The sequence below is a fragment of the Mycobacterium sp. Root135 genome (genome assembly GCF_001426545.1).
GTDB lineage: Bacteria > Actinomycetota > Actinomycetes > Mycobacteriales > Mycobacteriaceae > Mycobacterium.
In genome coordinates this window covers 236,000-251,106 of the sequence record NZ_LMEZ01000009.1, presented here as the reverse complement: position 1 = coordinate 251,106, position 15,107 = coordinate 236,000, and the positions used below count along the sequence as shown (strand labels likewise).

The window sequence follows — 15,107 nt, the reverse complement described above, 5'->3', positions numbered from 1 at the left end:
TGACCGGATCACCGAACCCGGCGACGCTCACGGGTGCCGGTGTGGATGGTGGTGCGGGTGGCGACGGACGGGTCGGACAGCATGCCCGAAACCTGGGCGCAGACCGCGTCGATCGCCGGGAGGAGCCGGTCGGATCGCGGCGAGGCGTTGGTGGTGACGGTGAGGTCGACCGTGCGGGTTCCTCGGTCGACGACGGCCTTGCCGCTGGCGGATTGGACGTCGAGTGACTGTGCCAGGGCGGCGGCAGCGGCGGTGGCGACCTCGCCGAGGTCGACGGTGATCGACCCGGCGGCGTCCGAGCGCAGCGGCAGGTCCTTGACCTTGGCGGCCGGGGTGTGGGCGAACAACCAGCGCAGGGCGACGACGACGAGCACGACGCCGGCACCGGCCAGGGCGAAGGGCCACCAGCCGGTGGTGGTGGCCGAGCGCAGCCCGGGTAGCGCAATCGCGTCGGGCAGGTTGGGCACCCAGGTGGTGTTCCACACCACCAGCGCCCCGCCGAACGCGACGAGCGCGAGCCCGGCGACGATGGCGGCGAACCGGTCGAAGGTGACGGCCAGGCGGGTCATGTCAGTTCGCTCCTGTGCGTGTGCGCACCTTGATGCGCGGTGTGGTCTTGGTGAATCCGCCGATCGTGTCGGCGACGGCGGTGGTGACGGCGGCCTTCAACGCGGGATCGCTACCGGTGACGTCGGCGGTGACCTTGACCGTGCGCAGGCTTGCCGACGCGCGGCTGTCCAGCACGCCGGGTACGGAAGCTGCTGCGGCGCTGGCCAATCGGGCCAGATCTGCCTTGGCAATCCACACGCTCGTCTTGGCCGGGACCTCGAGTGCTGTGCGTCGCCGCGGCCGAAGTGCTGTCGAGACCCACCACAGCCCGATCAGGATGGCGACGATGCCCGCGGGCAGCATCCAGGGCTGGTAGGTCAGACCGTCGAGTCCGGACACGGCGGTGTCGGTCCATGCGGTTCCCTGCAGCCAGCCGAAGTGCACGGCGGCGTCACGCAGGGCGACGGCACCGACGGCGAGGATCAGCAGGGCGATCAGCGCACCGACGTAGCCGGCGGCCGGTGCGGCCACGGGTGGGCGGCTCGACGCGGGTTCGACGGCGGTGGCGCGGTCCTGGGTGGTGGTCATTGCACGGTCCTCGAGGGTGTGGCGGCGGGTAGGACGGCGTCGACGGCCACGTCGACGCGGTCGACGGTCAGGGCGGCATACGTCCTCAGTGCGTCCACGACGTTGCGTTGCACGGCGGCGCCGACGTCGACCACGGGCGCGGGCCACGCGACGGCGATGCTCACCTCTACGTGGGCGCGGTCACCGGCGATCGAGACGGTCGCGCGGGGCAGTTCACGTCCGGTGATCTTGTTCAGACCCGCGGAGTGCTGGTGCACCCCGTCGGTGAGCCGGGCGGCGTGCACGGCGAGTCGCTGCGCCACCTTGTCGCGCACGGTGAGCTCACCGCGGGCGCCGGGATCGTCGGCCGCATCCGCGTCGTGAACGACGTCGTGAGCGTCGTCAGCCACGACGACGCCCGGGGAACAGTGTCGACAAGTCGAACTCGCCGTCGCGCTGGCCGCCGATCAGGTACCCGGCGACGCCGAGGATCAGAGCGACGACGAAGCCGGTCAAACCGCCCGCGGCCGCGGCGATGCCGAGCAGAAGGCCGGCGATCAAGCCCAAACTGGATGTGGTCATGTGAACCTCCGAAGATGTTGCAGCACAGCGTTTCTGTGGTGTCGTGGGGCGCGTCAGAGCTCGATGAAGCGGCGCCGACGGCGCAGTAGGCGAAGCGGGTTGACGCTGAAAGTGCGACGCCGCCGGCGTCGGACGCTCGAATGGGGGCGGGGCTGGCGGAAGTGGACGTCGATCGCGTCGAGTGCCGCCGCGAACTCCCCCGGGCTGCCGCCCCGGTCGGGGTGAAACTCGCGAGCTGCGGCGCGGCGGGCGCTGGCCCGATCCGGGTAGCGGTCCCACCGCGCCACGGTCACGATGCGGAGGCTTCGGTGACGACGTCTTCCACTGTCACGTCGACGACGCCACCGACCACGGCGGCCGCGGCGTCACGGACCCGTGCCGCAGTGTCGCGGACCGGCGTGCCGTAGCGAAGCGTCACGTGGACCTCTGTGACGCCGTCGGGGTTGGTGCGGATTCCCGCCACCCGGTGGCCGGGGAGGTAGGTCGCGACTTCGCCGAACATGCCGGCGTGCAACCCGACCACCCCCGGCACCGCGGTGACGGCGTCGGCGATGAGATCGGCCTGGTCGGGCTCGCTCGTCATCGAGTGGTGTCCTTCACCCGTGTCCGTGTTGGTCACTGCACCCGGGTGACCGCGTCGTCGGAGTCGACGTCGTCGTCGCCGGCGAGGTGGATGTCGTGCACGGTGACGTTGACTTCGGTGACCTCGAGGCCCGTCATCCGCTCGATCGCGGTGATGACGTTGCGGCGCAGTCCGGTGGCCAGGTCGGCGATGGACACGCCGTACTCGGCGACGATGTCGAGGTCGACGGCCGCCTGCTTCTCCCCGACCTCGACCGAGACGCCCTGGGAGTGGTTGACGTTGGCGCCGGGGATGCGTTCGCGCAGCGCACCGACGACGCGGGAGGCGCCGCCGCCGAGGGCGTAGACGCCGCTGACCTCGCGGGCGGCGATCCCGGCGATCTTCGACACCACGGTGTCGGCGATGGTGGTCTTGCCCTGCGAGCTCACCAGTGTCGAACTGGTGACGGAGGCGACGTCCTTGCCGGTGGTTGCCGTGGCGGTGGTGACGGGCTGGGTGCTGGTCATCGTGATCGAAACTCCTCGTCGAAAGTTGGTGATGATCTTCGTGCTTCGGTGGTGTAGTCGGGGCCCGGGCCTCGATCCGAACGTCGCAGCTCAGTGAACTGACTCACATGCAACGTCGCGGTCCGGCGGGGGCAAGGGCCGCGCCCCGCCGCCTTGCTGCGGCGCGACGCGGCCCCGTGGCCGTGCTCGTTACTTGAAGGTGTCCTTGATGTTCTCGCCGACCTTCTTCACGCCGGACACACCCTGGTCCTTCTTGCCTTCGGCGGCCAGGTCGTCGTTGTTGGTGGCCTCACCGATGACCTCCTTGGCCTTGCCGATGGCGTCTTCAGCGGCGTTCTTGGCCTTGTCCACGATGCCCATGATGGCTTCCCTTCGTTGTGTTACCCATCGCCTTCGAGTGGTCCTCGAAGGCGTCATCCTGCGAGGGTCGCCCCAAATGGCATTGGGGACAAACCGTTTCAACAGGTCGTGAGTTGAGTCGGACGGGAAGGCCGAAACCGAACGTCCCCTCGGCGTGAACCGGATCACATCACGCGGCGCCCGGCCAGAAGTCGTCGACGCGTTTGCCAGTAGAGTTCGGTTGCACTACCCGAACCACTCGGAGATCGGGTGCGGACGTATGGGGAGCGTGCGTGACGACAGCCAGCGGTGGCGGGCGAATTGCCGACGCCGGCGACGAAGCCCTGCTCCGCGCCGCTGTACTCGGGGACAGGGAAGCGTTCGAGGTCGTCGTGCATCGCTACGGTCCGCCGCTGCACCGGTACGCGCGGCGGCTGCTGGCCAACGAAGCCGACGCCGCCGACGTCGTGCAAGCAACCTTCATCGCCGCTTGGCGTCAGCTCGCGACGTTTCAGGGTCGGTCGTCGTTGAAGACGTGGCTCTTCTCGATCTGCTCGCACAAGATCACCGACAACTATCGGGTCAAACGCGCTCAACCCATCGACGACCAGCTCATGGAGGCGATTCCGGCTCCCCAGCGCAGCACCGATCCGTTCACGGCGGCGTCGAACACGGCCTTCTTGGCGGCGCTGGAAGCGGCGTTGGCCGAACTTCCGTATCGACAGCGCGCATCATGGGTACTCCGAGAAATAGAATCCATGACGTTCCCCGAGATTGGGACTGCCCTGGACATGAGTCCCGACGCGGCGCGCGGGCATCACTTCCGTGCCACCGCGACACTGCGAACCCGACTGGAAAGGTGGCAATGAGCACTCCGTCTACGCCACCAGACCCGATGTTCCGTGCGATCGAATTCCTCAGGTCGGCGCCAGAACCTGGGTGGGATGCGATCGCGGGACGCGTCATCTCGTCGATCCGCACCACCGCGCGTCCTGGCGGCCATCCGCTGGCTGCCCAGACACCGCCCGACAAGGCCGGTCCCGGTCAGATCTTCGTCAGTGACCACGTGCTGCGCAGCACCCTCGCCATCGAGCTTCGCCAGCGCTACCTCTGCGCTCCCACCCGCATCACGTTCGACATGGACGACCGGACCAAAACGCTGCGCTCGGTCGACATCGAACTCACCGGCAGCTACGGCACTGATCTGAGGGAACTGGCCAGCCACATCCGCGGCACCACCCTCGACGTCATCGCCGAACTACTCGGCGACGCTCCCGTCGGCCAACGGCCGGTCGACGTCACCGTCACCGACGTCGTCACCGGCGACCCGCTCGGCGCGTAGAACGCACCGCGGAAGGCGTCGCCGCGCTGCGGCGCTTGAAACGACCCGCATCCCGGCGGAACATGGATGGCGTTGCCCCAGACCTCGGCGATGGCAGGTTCAACACGATCCGCATCCCGACGGGGCGACGAACAACAGCTGTTCGCACGGGAGGATCAATGAGTACCGCGACCGACGGCCACGGGCCGCCCGGCATACCGCAGCCCGACGACGAGGCGCGGATTTCCAACGCGGTGCGCGAGATCGCCGAGCAACGCGCCTCCATCGAGCAGGCCAAGGGCATGCTGATGTTCATCTACGGTCTGGACGAACACGCGGCGTTCGACCTTCTGCGCTGGCAGTCCCAGCAGCACAACGTCAAACTCCGCCTGCTCGCCGAGCAGGTGGTCAAGGACATCTCGGAGCTCGGCAAGCGCAAGCCGCTCCAGAATCGCCTGGACCACGACAGGGTGCTGCTCACCGCGCACCAGCGGGTCGGTCAACCAAAGACGGATGCGTAGCCGCGCTGCCAGCTGGGTAGCAACACTCTCGGAGGAGCCGCATCCCGGGATGTGACTTTCTCAAGCCCTTGGTGGTTCCGACCAGAGCCACCAAGGGCGCCCTCGACTCGTTCTGAGATTCTCCGTCGACCAGCAAAGCGTCGCGCGTACCGTTGCCGCCAGCGGGTGGCTTGCCGAACCAGCCACCGGGTATACGATCTGTTTTCGTTAACGATTGTCATTACCATTTGTTCGGAGGGCACATGCTATTGCACGGATTGGTCGCGAAGGCGGCGACGACGGTGGTGACCGGCGCAGTCGGCGTTGCGGCGTACGAACTCGCCCGCAAGGCGGTCGCGAAGGCGCCCGTGCACCAGGCGTCCGTGGCTGCGACGGCCTGGGGCCTGCGCGGCACCCGCAAGGCAGAGGAAACCGCCGAGCGCGCCCGACTGAAGGTCGCCGACGTCGTCGCCGAGGCACGCGAACGCGTCGGCGAAGAAGCGCCGCCTCCAGCGATTCACGACACCTCCGACGGCCACTCGCACTAACCCGTGACGGCGCCGACAGTCCTGTCCGACGCCGCGGGGCGGATGCGGGTCCAAGCCCCGTGGTTCCGATCCAGCCCGGCGCTGGCAGTTGCGCTCGAAGACGACATCGAGAAGATCCCCGGCGTCCGTGCCGTGCACGCGTATCCACGGACCGCCTCGGTCGTGGTGTGGTACTCCCCCAAGCGGTGTGACGCCGCCGCGATTCTCGACGCCATCGCGAACACGCGCGACGTCGCGCCGTCCGCCCTGGTGCCCTACCGCGCACCGCACTCGGCCGACGTCGGGAACGCCGACGTCGCCCGGATGGCTCTGGGTGGAATTGCCTTGCTGCTGCTGGGATCTCGCCGCTACGTGTTCGGGCGTCCCGCCTTGCTGGGGCCGACGAGCCGGGTCGTCGTCACCGGCGCGACCATCATCACGGGCTACCCGTTCCTGCGTGGCGCGTTGCGCGCGCTGCGCGGCGGCCAGTCCGCGGGCACCGACCTGCTGGTCTCCGCGGCCACCGTGGCGAGCCTGATCCTGCGGGAGAACGTCGTCGCGCTGACGGTGTTGTGGCTGTTGAACATTGGCGAGTACCTGCAGGATCTGACGCTGCGACGGACCCGCCGCGCCATCGCAAATCTGCTGCAGGGCAACCAGGACACCGCCTGGGTGCAATTGCCCGACGGCAGCGAGGTCGAAGTGGAGATCGACTCGCTCATCGTCGGCGATCTGGTGATCGTCCACGATCAGATCGCCATCCCGGTCGACGGCGACGTCGTCGGCGGGGAGGCCGTCGTCGACCAGTCCGCCATCACCGGCGAGACCCTGCCCGTCACCGTCGCCACCGGCACGCGGGTGCACGCTGGCTCGGTAGTCGTCAGGGGCCGAATCGTCGTCCGCGCCAGCGCCGTCGGCAACCAAACCGCCATCGGACGGATCATTCAGCGCGTCGAGGAAGCCCAGCGGGATCGGGCGCCCATTCAGACTGTCGGAGAAAGCTTTTCGCGGCGCTTCGTCCCGGCGTCCTTCCTGGTGTCCGCGCTTAGCCTCATCGTGACCGGTGACGTGCGGCGAGCGATGACCGTTCTGCTGGTGGCCTGCCCGTGTGCGGTCGGCCTGGCCACCCCCACCGCGATCAGCGCGGCCATCGGCAACGGAGCACGGCGCGGCATCCTCATCAAGGGCGGCTCGCACCTCGAAGAAGCGGGTCGCGTCGACGCCGTGGTGTTCGACAAGACCGGCACCCTCACCATCGGCCGACCCGTGGTCACCAACGTCGTCGCCTTCGACAAGGCCTGGGAGCCCGAGCAGGTGCTCGCCTACGCCGCCAGCTCCGAGATCCACTCACGACACCCGTTGGCCGAAGCCGTGATTCGGTCCACCGAGGAACGCCACATCGTGATCCCCCCGCACGAGGAGTGCGAGGTGCTCGTCGGGTTGGGCATGCGCACCAAGTCCGACGGGCGCACCCTGCTCCTGGGCAGCCCGTCGCTGCTGCGCCAGGAAAAGGTGCGGGTGACGAAGAAGGCGTCGGACTGGGTCACCAAGTTGCAGCACGCGGCCGAGACACCGCTGCTGCTTGCCGTGGACGGCAAGCTGATCGGGTTGATCAGCCTGCGTGACGAGGTCCGCCCCGAGGCCCTGTCGGTCCTGACGTCGTTGCGGGCCACCGGGGTTCGACGGATCGTCATGCTGACCGGGGACCACCCGGAGACCGCCCGTGCCATCGCCGCGGAGCTGGGCATCGACGAATGGAGGGCCGAAGTCCTCCCCGAGGACAAGCTCGAAGTGGTTCAGGCGCTGCGCGCCGAGGGCTACGTGGTGGCCATGGTCGGCGACGGGGTGAACGACGCTCCGGCCCTCGCGGCCGCGGACATCGGCATCGCGATGGGCCTTGGCGGCACCGACGTCGCCGTCGAAACCGCCGACGTCGCGCTGGCCAGTGACGACCTGACCCGGCTGCTCGACGTGCGCGTGCTCGGCAACAGGGCCGTCACGGTGATCCGGCAGAACTATGCAATGTCCATCGCGGTCAACGCCATTGGGCTGCTGGTGGGTGCGGGCGGCGCTCTGTCCCCCGTGCTGGCGGCCATCATGCACAACGCGTCGTCGGTCGCGGTGGTGGCGAACAGCTCCCGGCTGATCCGCTACCAGTTGGACGACGAATAGAGCCCTACTCGCAGCTGGTGCCGTCGTGGTCGTTGTCAAGACGATAGATGTCGTCGCCGATCACGGTGACGGGTCCGGCGACGTAGGCCGGGCCGTTGCCGCTGCCGCCCTGGCAGTCAACGTCGCTGGCGATCGGGACACACGCCCCCGAGTAGTTGGGGTCGCAGTCGCCGTTCTGCTGGGCGTTTGCGACCGGACACAGGGCGTAACTCGCGGCAAACAGTATTGCCGTAACAGTCAATTTCTTCATGAGGCCCAGAGAGTAGCGCAGACAGGCGATCTCCCCGTCTCATTTCTCGGGACAGGCGGCCGGTTCGCATACTCCTGCGGTGCGACTAGGCGATTTGCCAAACATCGCGCCGACCGCTAGCGACGGCAACCCGCTACATTCGTCGCATGCCTGACGTCTGCACCGTGACCGGAACGGTCGCACCGTCGTCGCTGGGAAAGGTGCTCTTTCACGAACACCTCCTGATGGTGCTCAGTGGGCCGTGGCAGAGCGGTCGACTGGTGGACCGCGCCGAGCTACACCGACAGCAGGTCGACGCCGCGGTCGCGGCACTGTCGGGTTTGTCGGAGCTCGGGTTCGGCACCGTGGTCGACCTGAGTCCCTACGGTGACGCCGGCCGCGACCCGTACGGCGAGAACGTCCAACTCCTACGGCAGATCGCCGAGAAGTCCGGGCTGAACGTCGTCGCGGGCACGGCCACCTACCGCCGGGAGTTCAGCCCGCAGTGGGTCGTCGACGCCAGCATCGACGACCTGACCGAACGATTCATCGCCGACGCGCGCACCGGGATCGCCGACACCGGCATCCGCGCCGGCATCCTCGGGGAGCAACCCACCAGCGAGGACGAGATCACCGACCACGACGAGAAGGGTCTGCGTGCCGCGGCCCGCGCCGCCGTCGCGACAGGGCTGGCGCTGGCCACTCACACGACACACGGAACGATGGCCCTCGAACAGGTCGACGTGGTCGTCGCCGAGGGACTGGACCCGTCGCGGGTGGTGATCGGCCACATGGACAACCACACCGACTGGACTACGTGCACCGCGTGTTGGACCGCGGGGTCTGCATCGGGTTCGACTCCGTCGGCAAGCAGTTCTGGGACGCCCGGCAGCCCTACCGAATCCCCAGCGGCAACGGCGAATTCAGCAAGCGGGCGCTGTTCCGGTCCGACCAGGTGCGCGCCGACTGGCTGGCCACCCTCATCGCCGAGGGCTACCGGGACCAGATCGTGTTGTCCCACGACCTCGTCGGAGCGCAGGTCCCCCTCAACCCCGAAACCCTCGGGCAGCGCGGCTACACCTACCTCGGCACCACGTTCACCGAGATGCTCGCCGAGCGTGGTGTCACCTCGGGTGACCTCGACGCGCTTCTGTGCGTCAACCCTGCTCGGCTCTTGAGCGTGACCTAGAGGCGTCCTCGACGTTCAGCAGTGTAGGTCTGCCGGCGGCTGGACGAGATCGACGAAGAACGCCTCCAGCGCCTGGTCGATGCAGCGGTTGCCGCTGAAGGCCACCGTGTGCTGATTGCCGACGAAGGTGATCAAGGGTGCGCCAAGCTGAGCGGCCACGTCCACGCCGTTCTGATACGGGGTGGCGGGATCACCGGTGGTCGACACGACGACGACCTTGCCCGGTCCCGGCGAGCTCACCGGGTGTGGCTCACTTGGCCGCACCGGCCAGTTCACGCACAGTGGGCGGGGTGCGTACCCCGTGAACTCGCCATAACTCTCGTAGGGGGCGACTTCTCGCACTTGGCGGTCGTTCTCCGCCCAGACCGCCGGGTCAGTCGGGTAGACCTCGTCGGCGCAATGAACGGCAATGAACGCGTCCGCGGAGTTGGTGTAATGCCCGTCCTCGTCGCGCTCCGCGTATTCGTCGGCGAACTCGAGCAGATCGTCGGCGTCGGTACCGCGGGCAAGGGCGGTGAGCCCGTCGGTCAACCGCGGCCAGTCCTCGGAGCTGTACAACGCCTCGTTGACGCCGTTCATGGCGTCTTCATAGCTCAGCCCGCGTGGGTCGGCAGTGCGGGCAGGCTTTTCCACCAGCGGGTCGACCAGTTGGTGCAAGCGGTCGTTGAACTGCGCCGGATCGGTGCCAAGCGGACAGCTCGGCTGGGTCGCGCAGTCCGCGGCGTAGGCGTCGAACGCCTGCTGAAATCCCGCCGCCTGCTCGACCAAGACGGCGACGGGATCGGCGAACTGGTCGACCACACCGTCGACCATCATGGCGCGCACCCGATCCGGAAACTGTTCGGCGTAGGCGGTGCCGAGCCGCGTCCCGTAGGAGTAGCCGAAGAAGTTGAGCTGCTCCTCTCCCAGGGCGGCGCGCACCGCATCCATGTCGCGCGCGGTGTTCTCGGTGCTCATGCCGGCCAGGAAGGGCACCCCCATCCGGTCGACGCACTTCTGGGCGCGCTCGCGGTCGGCCTCCTCGATGCGGGCGACGCCTGCCGGGCTGTAGTCCACCTGCGGATCGGTGCGGTCGGCGTCGAGGTCGGCATCGGACGCACAACGCACCTCGGGAGTGGACAGGCCAACTCCGCGCGGGTCGAAGGCCACCAGGTCGAAGCGGCGCCCGATCTCGGTCTTCGCCAGTTTCGGCGCGAACCGGGTCATGACCTCGATCGCGGAGATGCCCGGCCCACCGGGGTTGGAGATGATGGTTCCGATTTTCTGGCCGGTCGCGGGGATCCGTATGACGGCCAGGTTCGCCTGCGCCGCTTGCGGATTCGACACGTCATTCCAGTCGACGGGCACCGACACGGTGGTGCAGCGGGCGGTGGGCACCCGGCTGGTGTCGACCGAGTCGCCGCAGGTGTTCCACGCCAACCCTGGCGCTTGATCGGGGACGGCCCCGGCCAGCGGCGTGGCGGTGGTCAATGCCAGCGCCACCGCGCAGGCGACTCCGGACACGATGAACTTCTGAAGGTTCCCCCACCTCGACATGGCGAACATATTGACACGAACGTCACTACTTTTGCAGCACTTGCGTCAGGCGCGTCAGATCGGACGGCGGCTACTCGTCGTCCGTGAGGCTGTTGATCCTCTTTCGCAGCATCTGCTCGAGGAGATGGGTCTTCTTGTCGTCGAACCCGATTCGATTGCATCTTTCTGGCCAGGCGCTCGCTGCGTCGACGAGGGCGTCGATCATCGCGACGGTCGCGCGTGGTCGCAGACCAAGGCGTTCACCGGCGTCGACGAAGTTCGCGCGGGTCAACCTGTTCGCACGCCCGAACAGGTTGAGTGCCATCGGGTCCTTCCAACCTGCGTACGGCTGGGTGCACAGCAAGTCATAGGCCGGAGTTGGTTGCCATATGCCGTCCGGGTTGTAGATCGACAGGTTCTTGCCGTGCAGATCACCGTTTCCGATAAGCCAAGAGAAGACAACGGTTTTGAGTAGTTCTGCGACGGTCACCACCTTGGACCCACCGCCGCGGGCGCATGCCTCGGCAAGACTGGTGATGGCGGTCTCGGTAGTTATCCGGTACTTCGAGGCGGGGTAGAGGTCGGCCACCTGGCACGCATCCTCTTGGGCGATGCGCCTTCGTCGGTCGCGATCGAAGCGGTTGACGAGTAGGGCGCTCCGCCCGTCGGCGTCGTGAAGCAGGGACGTCTTGGCGACCCGCAGCCCGCACGAGGCGGCCATCGTCATGAAGAAGTGCTCGTTCTCGACGAGCAGCGGAAGGCTTGCCGGTGCGAGCTTCAGGATGGCGGGCCCCGATCGCGTCTGCGCCGGCGTCGAGAGGACGCCCGCACTGACCTTGGGTTGCACCCCCGGTAGGCCAACCGGGTCGGCGTCGACCGAACTGGCCAGCCCCGCAAACACGGCGCGGAAGTCGTCGTCGCGGTCGGGGTCGAACATCGGTCCCGGTTGAACGGGATCGCCTCCGGCCGGGAAGATTCGGACGTTGCCAATCGTGTCGGCACCGATCGCCAGCAGGAGGGTGAGGTGATCGTCGGCTGAGGTCTTCATCGACGACGTCACCACGCCGAGCCTGACGCCCTCCGGGAGCAGGCCCGCGAAGTAGGAAGGAACCGCGCCGCCAGTGGACGTCACAGGATAGTCGCGCGAGCGCAAAAGCGACCACGACACGGACCGGTCACGCACATGGCGGTCGGTCGAATGTTCTTCTGCGACATAGTCAAATCGAATGTCATCGCCTCGGTGGCGCACCAGGCGAGCCATGAGCTCGTCCTCGACGTAGACGTCGGCTTCACCGATGTTGCGAAGCTCGATTCCGTGCGGCCTCGTCATTCAACCGCCGCGCTGACGTCGATGCGAAGGCCCAAGACGTCGGCCATCTCGAGGACCGAGCCGAACTTGATCGAACCGCTTCCGCGCTCCAGCGATTGGACGCTCGAGCGGGACACACCCGCAAGGTCGGCGAGGGTTTGTTGGGTGAGCCTCAGAGCGATGCGCCGTTCGGCGAAGACGGTCCCTATGCGTGCGATTGCAGGCATAGGGTCGTCGCTTGTCGCCTTTCTTCGCCGTGGGCCCACCGGTCGCTCCTTATGCTTGCTATATCGTGCTTAAGCCAGCATGCGCCCGGGTCCACCTTAGCGTCAAGACCTTATGCTTCATATTTCAGGCATGGGCTGGTCTTGAAGGGATCGAACCAATGCGCCCGGGTGCCCCCAGTCGGACTCGAACCGACACTTGGCGGATTTTAAGTCCGCTGCCTCTGCCAATTGGGCTATAGGGGCGTTGCAGCTCAGAGGGTACTTTAGGCCGACGCTGACGCCGCCCACGTCATGAGTACTCGCGCCGACGACACCGAGGTGTGTCATGCCGGTCAAGCGATGCCCCAAACCTACGACCAAGCCCGAAGGCACTGCACACCAAAACTTTTGGCGTCGAACTTGACCACCGAGTGAGGCAGCGGGGGTTCGCCGGATTGCGGCTTCGGCCTTCGCAGTGCCGCGACCGCCGCCTAACTCTTCGTCGCCACACCTGAGACCACGTCGACGTCGACGTCCTGGGTGGCGTTCCCCGACGTCCGAATGTCGAACGAGTAGCGCTGCACGCCGTCGTCGAACTCCAGCGCCCACTTGGCCACCGAGCCCGGCACCAGCGCGATCGCCTTGGCCGCGGCGTCCTTCGGCGTCAGCTTCCGCGGATCCACCGCCACCGGGTTCGCCGACTCCTGGTCGCGGTCGTCGGCGACCACTCGGGCGGACTGCGCGTCGACCTTGATCTCGTGCTGCTCGGTGCCCTTCTGCGAGTCGACCTTCCACACCCACGCGTTCGCAGAGCGCTCGAACTCCAATTCGATCTTGGTGACGACGCCATCGGGCACCGTCTCGTCCGCCACCGCGAGGGCGCGGTCCAGGTCGACCGGGAACGTCGTCGTGGCCAGGTCAGCGTCCGGCCCAGGACCCGTCGCCGCGGCGGTCGAGGACGTAGCACTCGAAGACGAAGACGTTGCGGCGACCGAAGATGAAGAAGAAGAAGAAGACGACGACGTTGCGGCCTCGCCCCCGCCGCCTGACGAGCACCCCGACAGCGCGAGGGCGCCAGCCGCCGCAGCACAGACCAGGGACGTACCGAACTTCCGTGTCGTAGCCATCCCTTGGTTTCTAGCCAAACACCCCGGCCGCCAAACACCGACTGCCGGACACGGCGCATGCCGGCGGATCAGGGGGCCGTGCCCATCCGTTCCGCCCGAGTGACGGCCGCGGAGGTCCCCAATTCGGAACGTAGGTCGGCATTCTCGGCGTAGCACGCGAGGTAGTCGAAGAGCGCATAACAGTCGACGTCGAACTTTCGGCAGTCGACTTCGATCATCGGCACCGGTGGAAGGCGGTCAATCCGCCAAAGGAGTGTCGTGTAACGCGGCGTCCACTGGGCGTTCGTGTACCCGATGAGCAGGATGACAGGGTGTCCGTTGTACGCGGCCTTCACCCCTGCGACGTCGGTCCACCTCAAAGACGACTCAAAGCTCCACCCCCGTTGCGACACTCCATGTTCCGACAATGCCAGTGCACCGCGACGAATGCGGCCACCGAGTGCGGATACAGGAAATGTCGCGCCAAGGAGTCCGAACACGGCGAGCAACGCCGAAGCGACTGGCATCCCCTGGCTCAAGTAGAGGTGAACCGCACCAATCACGCACGTGCCCGCGAGTGCTGTCATCAGGGCGACCAGCAATGCGAACTGTCGAGGCGAGTACAAGATCTCGGTCGCCGACGAACCGTTCACGCTCACCGTCCTGAGGGCACGTGCCAGATTTCGCCGCTGATCGCGCATTGCCACGCCGAGGGCGGCAACCAGCGACATGATCACGGCGAAGAGCGCCGAGTAGAGAAGGCCGACAGGGTTTCCCGCCACTGCCACCACCGCACCGAACAGCAAGGACGCGAGGGCGATTCCCAGGACCGCCACGATCGCAACCGTGACGCGCGCGTCGCGATTGGGCCGCCTCCACTCGTCGGGGGCCGCCGACCGTCTACCCGCGTCCATTGCCGTCGAGCCACTCCGAAATCGCCGCAACCCCATCACGAAAGAAGATCCCGTACGCCCGGTCGGCCACGTAACCGATGTGCGGGGTGGCGGTCACGTTGGCCATCGTGCGCAGCGGATGCCCCGCGGGCAGCGGCTCGGTGTCGAACACGTCGAGACCGGCGCCCGCGATGGCGCCGGACGTCAGGGCGTCGACCAACGCGGCCTCGTCGACGATCGGCCCGCGGGACGTATTAATCAGCAGCGCAGTCGGTTTCATCGCAGCCAGCTCCGCCGCGCCGATCAGGCCGCGGGACCGTTCGCTCAGTTTGAGGTGCACGGTCAGCACGTCGGCGGTCGCGAAGAACTCCTCGCGCGTCACATAGCGCGCCCCCGCCTCGGCGGCGGCCTCGGCGGTGAGGTTCTGGCTCCACGCCACGACGTCCATGCCGAAGGCCGCCCCGATGCGGGCGATCCGCGTCCCGATCCGCCCGAGGCCGAGCACCCCGAGCACCTTTCGGTCCAGCTCGAGTCCGACCGTGGTCTGCCACCCGCCGTCGGCGATCGACCGGCTTTCAGCAACCAGGTGCCGCGCCGAGGCCAGGATCAGCGCCCAGGTGAGTTCCACCGTCGAGGAGACGCTGCCGCCCGTGCCGCTGACGTGGATGCCGAGCTCCTCGGCGGCCGCCATGTCGATCGACGCGTTGCCAGGACCCGTGGACGCGATCATCCGCAGCCGGGGCAGGCGCTCGAGGACGTTGCGCGGCAACGGCGTTCGTTCACGCATCACGAACACCACGTCGAACGGCTCGAGTCGCGCCACCAGCTCGTCGCCGTCGGCGACGTGGTCGGAGAACGCCGTCACGTCCGCTCGCGAGGTGACCGGCGTCCAGTCGGCCGAGCTCTGCGCGACGTTCTGGTAGTCGTCGAGGACGGCGATCTGGATCCGCGTCGTTTCGGGGGTGCTCACCACGCGACGATATGCCCGCCCGACGTCCCTCGTCAGCGAGACCC

The 15,107-nt window shown here is 67.4% G+C and carries 21 protein-coding genes, 1 tRNA gene and 1 pseudogene; 6 read left to right on the top strand and 17 right to left on the bottom strand.

What is annotated here, in order from left to right:
- Window positions 1-8: 8 nt before the first annotated feature.
- The 8 genes from ASD37_RS26880 to ASD37_RS26845 all read right to left on the bottom strand — a co-directional run bounded on the left by ASD37_RS26880 (window position 9) and on the right by ASD37_RS26845 (window position 3,147).
- A complete protein-coding gene (locus tag ASD37_RS26880; RefSeq protein ID WP_056559004.1) occupies window positions 9-569 on the bottom strand; it encodes a hypothetical protein in 561 nt (186 codons plus the stop codon).
- 1 nt (window position 570) lies between these two features.
- Window positions 571-1,137 (bottom strand): DUF6286 domain-containing protein, encoded by a 567-nt coding sequence (locus tag ASD37_RS26875; RefSeq protein ID WP_056559001.1) that lies wholly within the window; start codon window positions 1,135-1,137, stop codon window positions 571-573.
- Window positions 1,134-1,526: an Asp23/Gls24 family envelope stress response protein gene (locus ASD37_RS26870; RefSeq protein WP_082570447.1), complete on the bottom strand. Its 393-nt coding sequence runs from the start codon at window positions 1,524-1,526 to the stop codon at window positions 1,134-1,136. The genes ASD37_RS26875 and ASD37_RS26870 overlap by 4 nt, the downstream gene beginning before the upstream one ends.
- Window positions 1,519-1,698, bottom strand: coding sequence for a hypothetical protein (locus ASD37_RS26865; protein WP_056558997.1), 180 nt, complete (start codon window positions 1,696-1,698; stop codon window positions 1,519-1,521). The genes ASD37_RS26870 and ASD37_RS26865 overlap by 8 nt, the downstream gene beginning before the upstream one ends.
- A gap of 53 nt (window positions 1,699-1,751) precedes the next feature.
- Window positions 1,752-1,991 carry a hypothetical protein gene (locus ASD37_RS26860; RefSeq protein ID WP_056558995.1) on the bottom strand — a complete coding sequence of 80 codons (240 nt, stop codon included), beginning with the start codon at window positions 1,989-1,991 and terminating at the stop codon, window positions 1,752-1,754.
- A complete protein-coding gene (locus tag ASD37_RS26855; RefSeq protein WP_056559964.1) occupies window positions 1,988-2,281 on the bottom strand; it encodes an Asp23/Gls24 family envelope stress response protein in 294 nt (97 codons plus the stop codon). The genes ASD37_RS26860 and ASD37_RS26855 overlap by 4 nt, the downstream gene beginning before the upstream one ends.
- Window positions 2,282-2,313: 32 nt before the next feature.
- Window positions 2,314-2,787: an Asp23/Gls24 family envelope stress response protein gene (locus ASD37_RS26850; protein ID WP_056558991.1), complete on the bottom strand. Its 474-nt coding sequence runs from the start codon at window positions 2,785-2,787 to the stop codon at window positions 2,314-2,316.
- A gap of 189 nt (window positions 2,788-2,976) precedes the next feature.
- Complete coding sequence (locus ASD37_RS26845; RefSeq protein ID WP_056558988.1) at window positions 2,977-3,147, bottom strand: CsbD family protein; 171 nt, start codon at window positions 3,145-3,147, stop codon at window positions 2,977-2,979.
- A gap of 272 nt (window positions 3,148-3,419) precedes the next feature.
- Between ASD37_RS26845 and ASD37_RS26840 the strand changes: the two genes are divergently transcribed.
- The 5 genes from ASD37_RS26840 to ASD37_RS26820 all read left to right on the top strand — a co-directional run bounded on the left by ASD37_RS26840 (window position 3,420) and on the right by ASD37_RS26820 (window position 7,646).
- Window positions 3,420-3,995: an RNA polymerase sigma factor gene (locus ASD37_RS26840; RefSeq protein ID WP_056558985.1), complete on the top strand. Its 576-nt coding sequence runs from the start codon at window positions 3,420-3,422 to the stop codon at window positions 3,993-3,995.
- Window positions 3,992-4,468, top strand: coding sequence for a hypothetical protein (locus ASD37_RS26835; RefSeq protein WP_156721128.1), 477 nt, complete (start codon window positions 3,992-3,994; stop codon window positions 4,466-4,468). Before ASD37_RS26840 ends, ASD37_RS26835 begins: the two co-directional genes overlap by 4 nt.
- Before the next feature lie 158 nt (window positions 4,469-4,626).
- Window positions 4,627-4,968: an ANTAR domain-containing protein gene (locus ASD37_RS26830; RefSeq protein WP_056558981.1), complete on the top strand. Its 342-nt coding sequence runs from the start codon at window positions 4,627-4,629 to the stop codon at window positions 4,966-4,968.
- Window positions 4,969-5,210: 242 nt separating this feature from the next.
- Window positions 5,211-5,495 carry a DUF1490 family protein gene (locus ASD37_RS26825; RefSeq protein WP_056558978.1) on the top strand — a complete coding sequence of 95 codons (285 nt, stop codon included), beginning with the start codon at window positions 5,211-5,213 and terminating at the stop codon, window positions 5,493-5,495.
- 42 nt (window positions 5,496-5,537) lie between these two features.
- Window positions 5,538-7,646: a cation-translocating P-type ATPase gene (locus tag ASD37_RS26820; protein ID WP_056559962.1), complete on the top strand. Its 2,109-nt coding sequence runs from the start codon at window positions 5,538-5,540 to the stop codon at window positions 7,644-7,646.
- A 4-nt stretch (window positions 7,647-7,650) separates the two neighbouring features.
- On the opposite strand, the gene ASD37_RS26815 is transcribed toward ASD37_RS26820, so the two are convergent.
- Window positions 7,651-7,896, bottom strand: a complete 246-nt coding sequence (locus ASD37_RS26815) for a hypothetical protein (RefSeq protein ID WP_056558974.1) — start codon at window positions 7,894-7,896, stop codon at window positions 7,651-7,653.
- 146 nt (window positions 7,897-8,042) lie between these two features.
- Between ASD37_RS26815 and ASD37_RS32790 the strand changes: the two are divergent.
- Window positions 8,043-9,064 (top strand): annotated as a pseudogene (locus tag ASD37_RS32790) (phosphotriesterase).
- Between the two features lie 15 nt (window positions 9,065-9,079).
- On the opposite strand, the gene ASD37_RS26805 reads toward ASD37_RS32790, so the two are convergent.
- From ASD37_RS26805 to ASD37_RS26775, 8 genes are all read right to left on the bottom strand, one after another.
- The gene (locus ASD37_RS26805) at window positions 9,080-10,609 is read right to left on the bottom strand and encodes an alpha/beta hydrolase (RefSeq protein WP_056558972.1); all 1,530 of its coding nucleotides are present in this window, start codon (window positions 10,607-10,609) and stop codon (window positions 9,080-9,082) included.
- Window positions 10,610-10,670: 61 nt separating this feature from the next.
- Window positions 10,671-11,909, bottom strand: a complete 1,239-nt coding sequence (locus tag ASD37_RS26800) for a type II toxin-antitoxin system HipA family toxin (RefSeq protein ID WP_056558969.1) — start codon at window positions 11,907-11,909, stop codon at window positions 10,671-10,673.
- Window positions 11,906-12,115, bottom strand: a complete 210-nt coding sequence (locus ASD37_RS26795) for a helix-turn-helix domain-containing protein (RefSeq protein WP_056558966.1) — start codon at window positions 12,113-12,115, stop codon at window positions 11,906-11,908. The genes ASD37_RS26800 and ASD37_RS26795 overlap by 4 nt, the downstream gene beginning before the upstream one ends.
- Window positions 12,116-12,284: 169 nt before the next feature.
- Window positions 12,285-12,358 (bottom strand) — tRNA-Leu (locus ASD37_RS26790).
- A 227-nt stretch (window positions 12,359-12,585) separates the two neighbouring features.
- Entirely contained in the window at window positions 12,586-12,984 is a 399-nt protein-coding gene (locus ASD37_RS31880; protein ID WP_255354951.1) for a PepSY domain-containing protein, read from the bottom strand.
- Between the two features lie 28 nt (window positions 12,985-13,012).
- On the bottom strand, window positions 13,013-13,150 hold the full coding sequence (locus ASD37_RS31875) for a hypothetical protein (RefSeq protein WP_162253320.1): 138 nt from the start codon (window positions 13,148-13,150) through the stop codon (window positions 13,013-13,015).
- A gap of 139 nt (window positions 13,151-13,289) precedes the next feature.
- Complete coding sequence (locus tag ASD37_RS26780) at window positions 13,290-14,036, bottom strand: hypothetical protein (protein ID WP_156721126.1); 747 nt, start codon at window positions 14,034-14,036, stop codon at window positions 13,290-13,292.
- Between the two features lie 64 nt (window positions 14,037-14,100).
- Complete coding sequence (locus tag ASD37_RS26775) at window positions 14,101-15,063, bottom strand: D-2-hydroxyacid dehydrogenase family protein (RefSeq protein ID WP_235568563.1); 963 nt, start codon at window positions 15,061-15,063, stop codon at window positions 14,101-14,103.
- Between the last annotated feature and the right edge of the window lie 44 nt (window positions 15,064-15,107).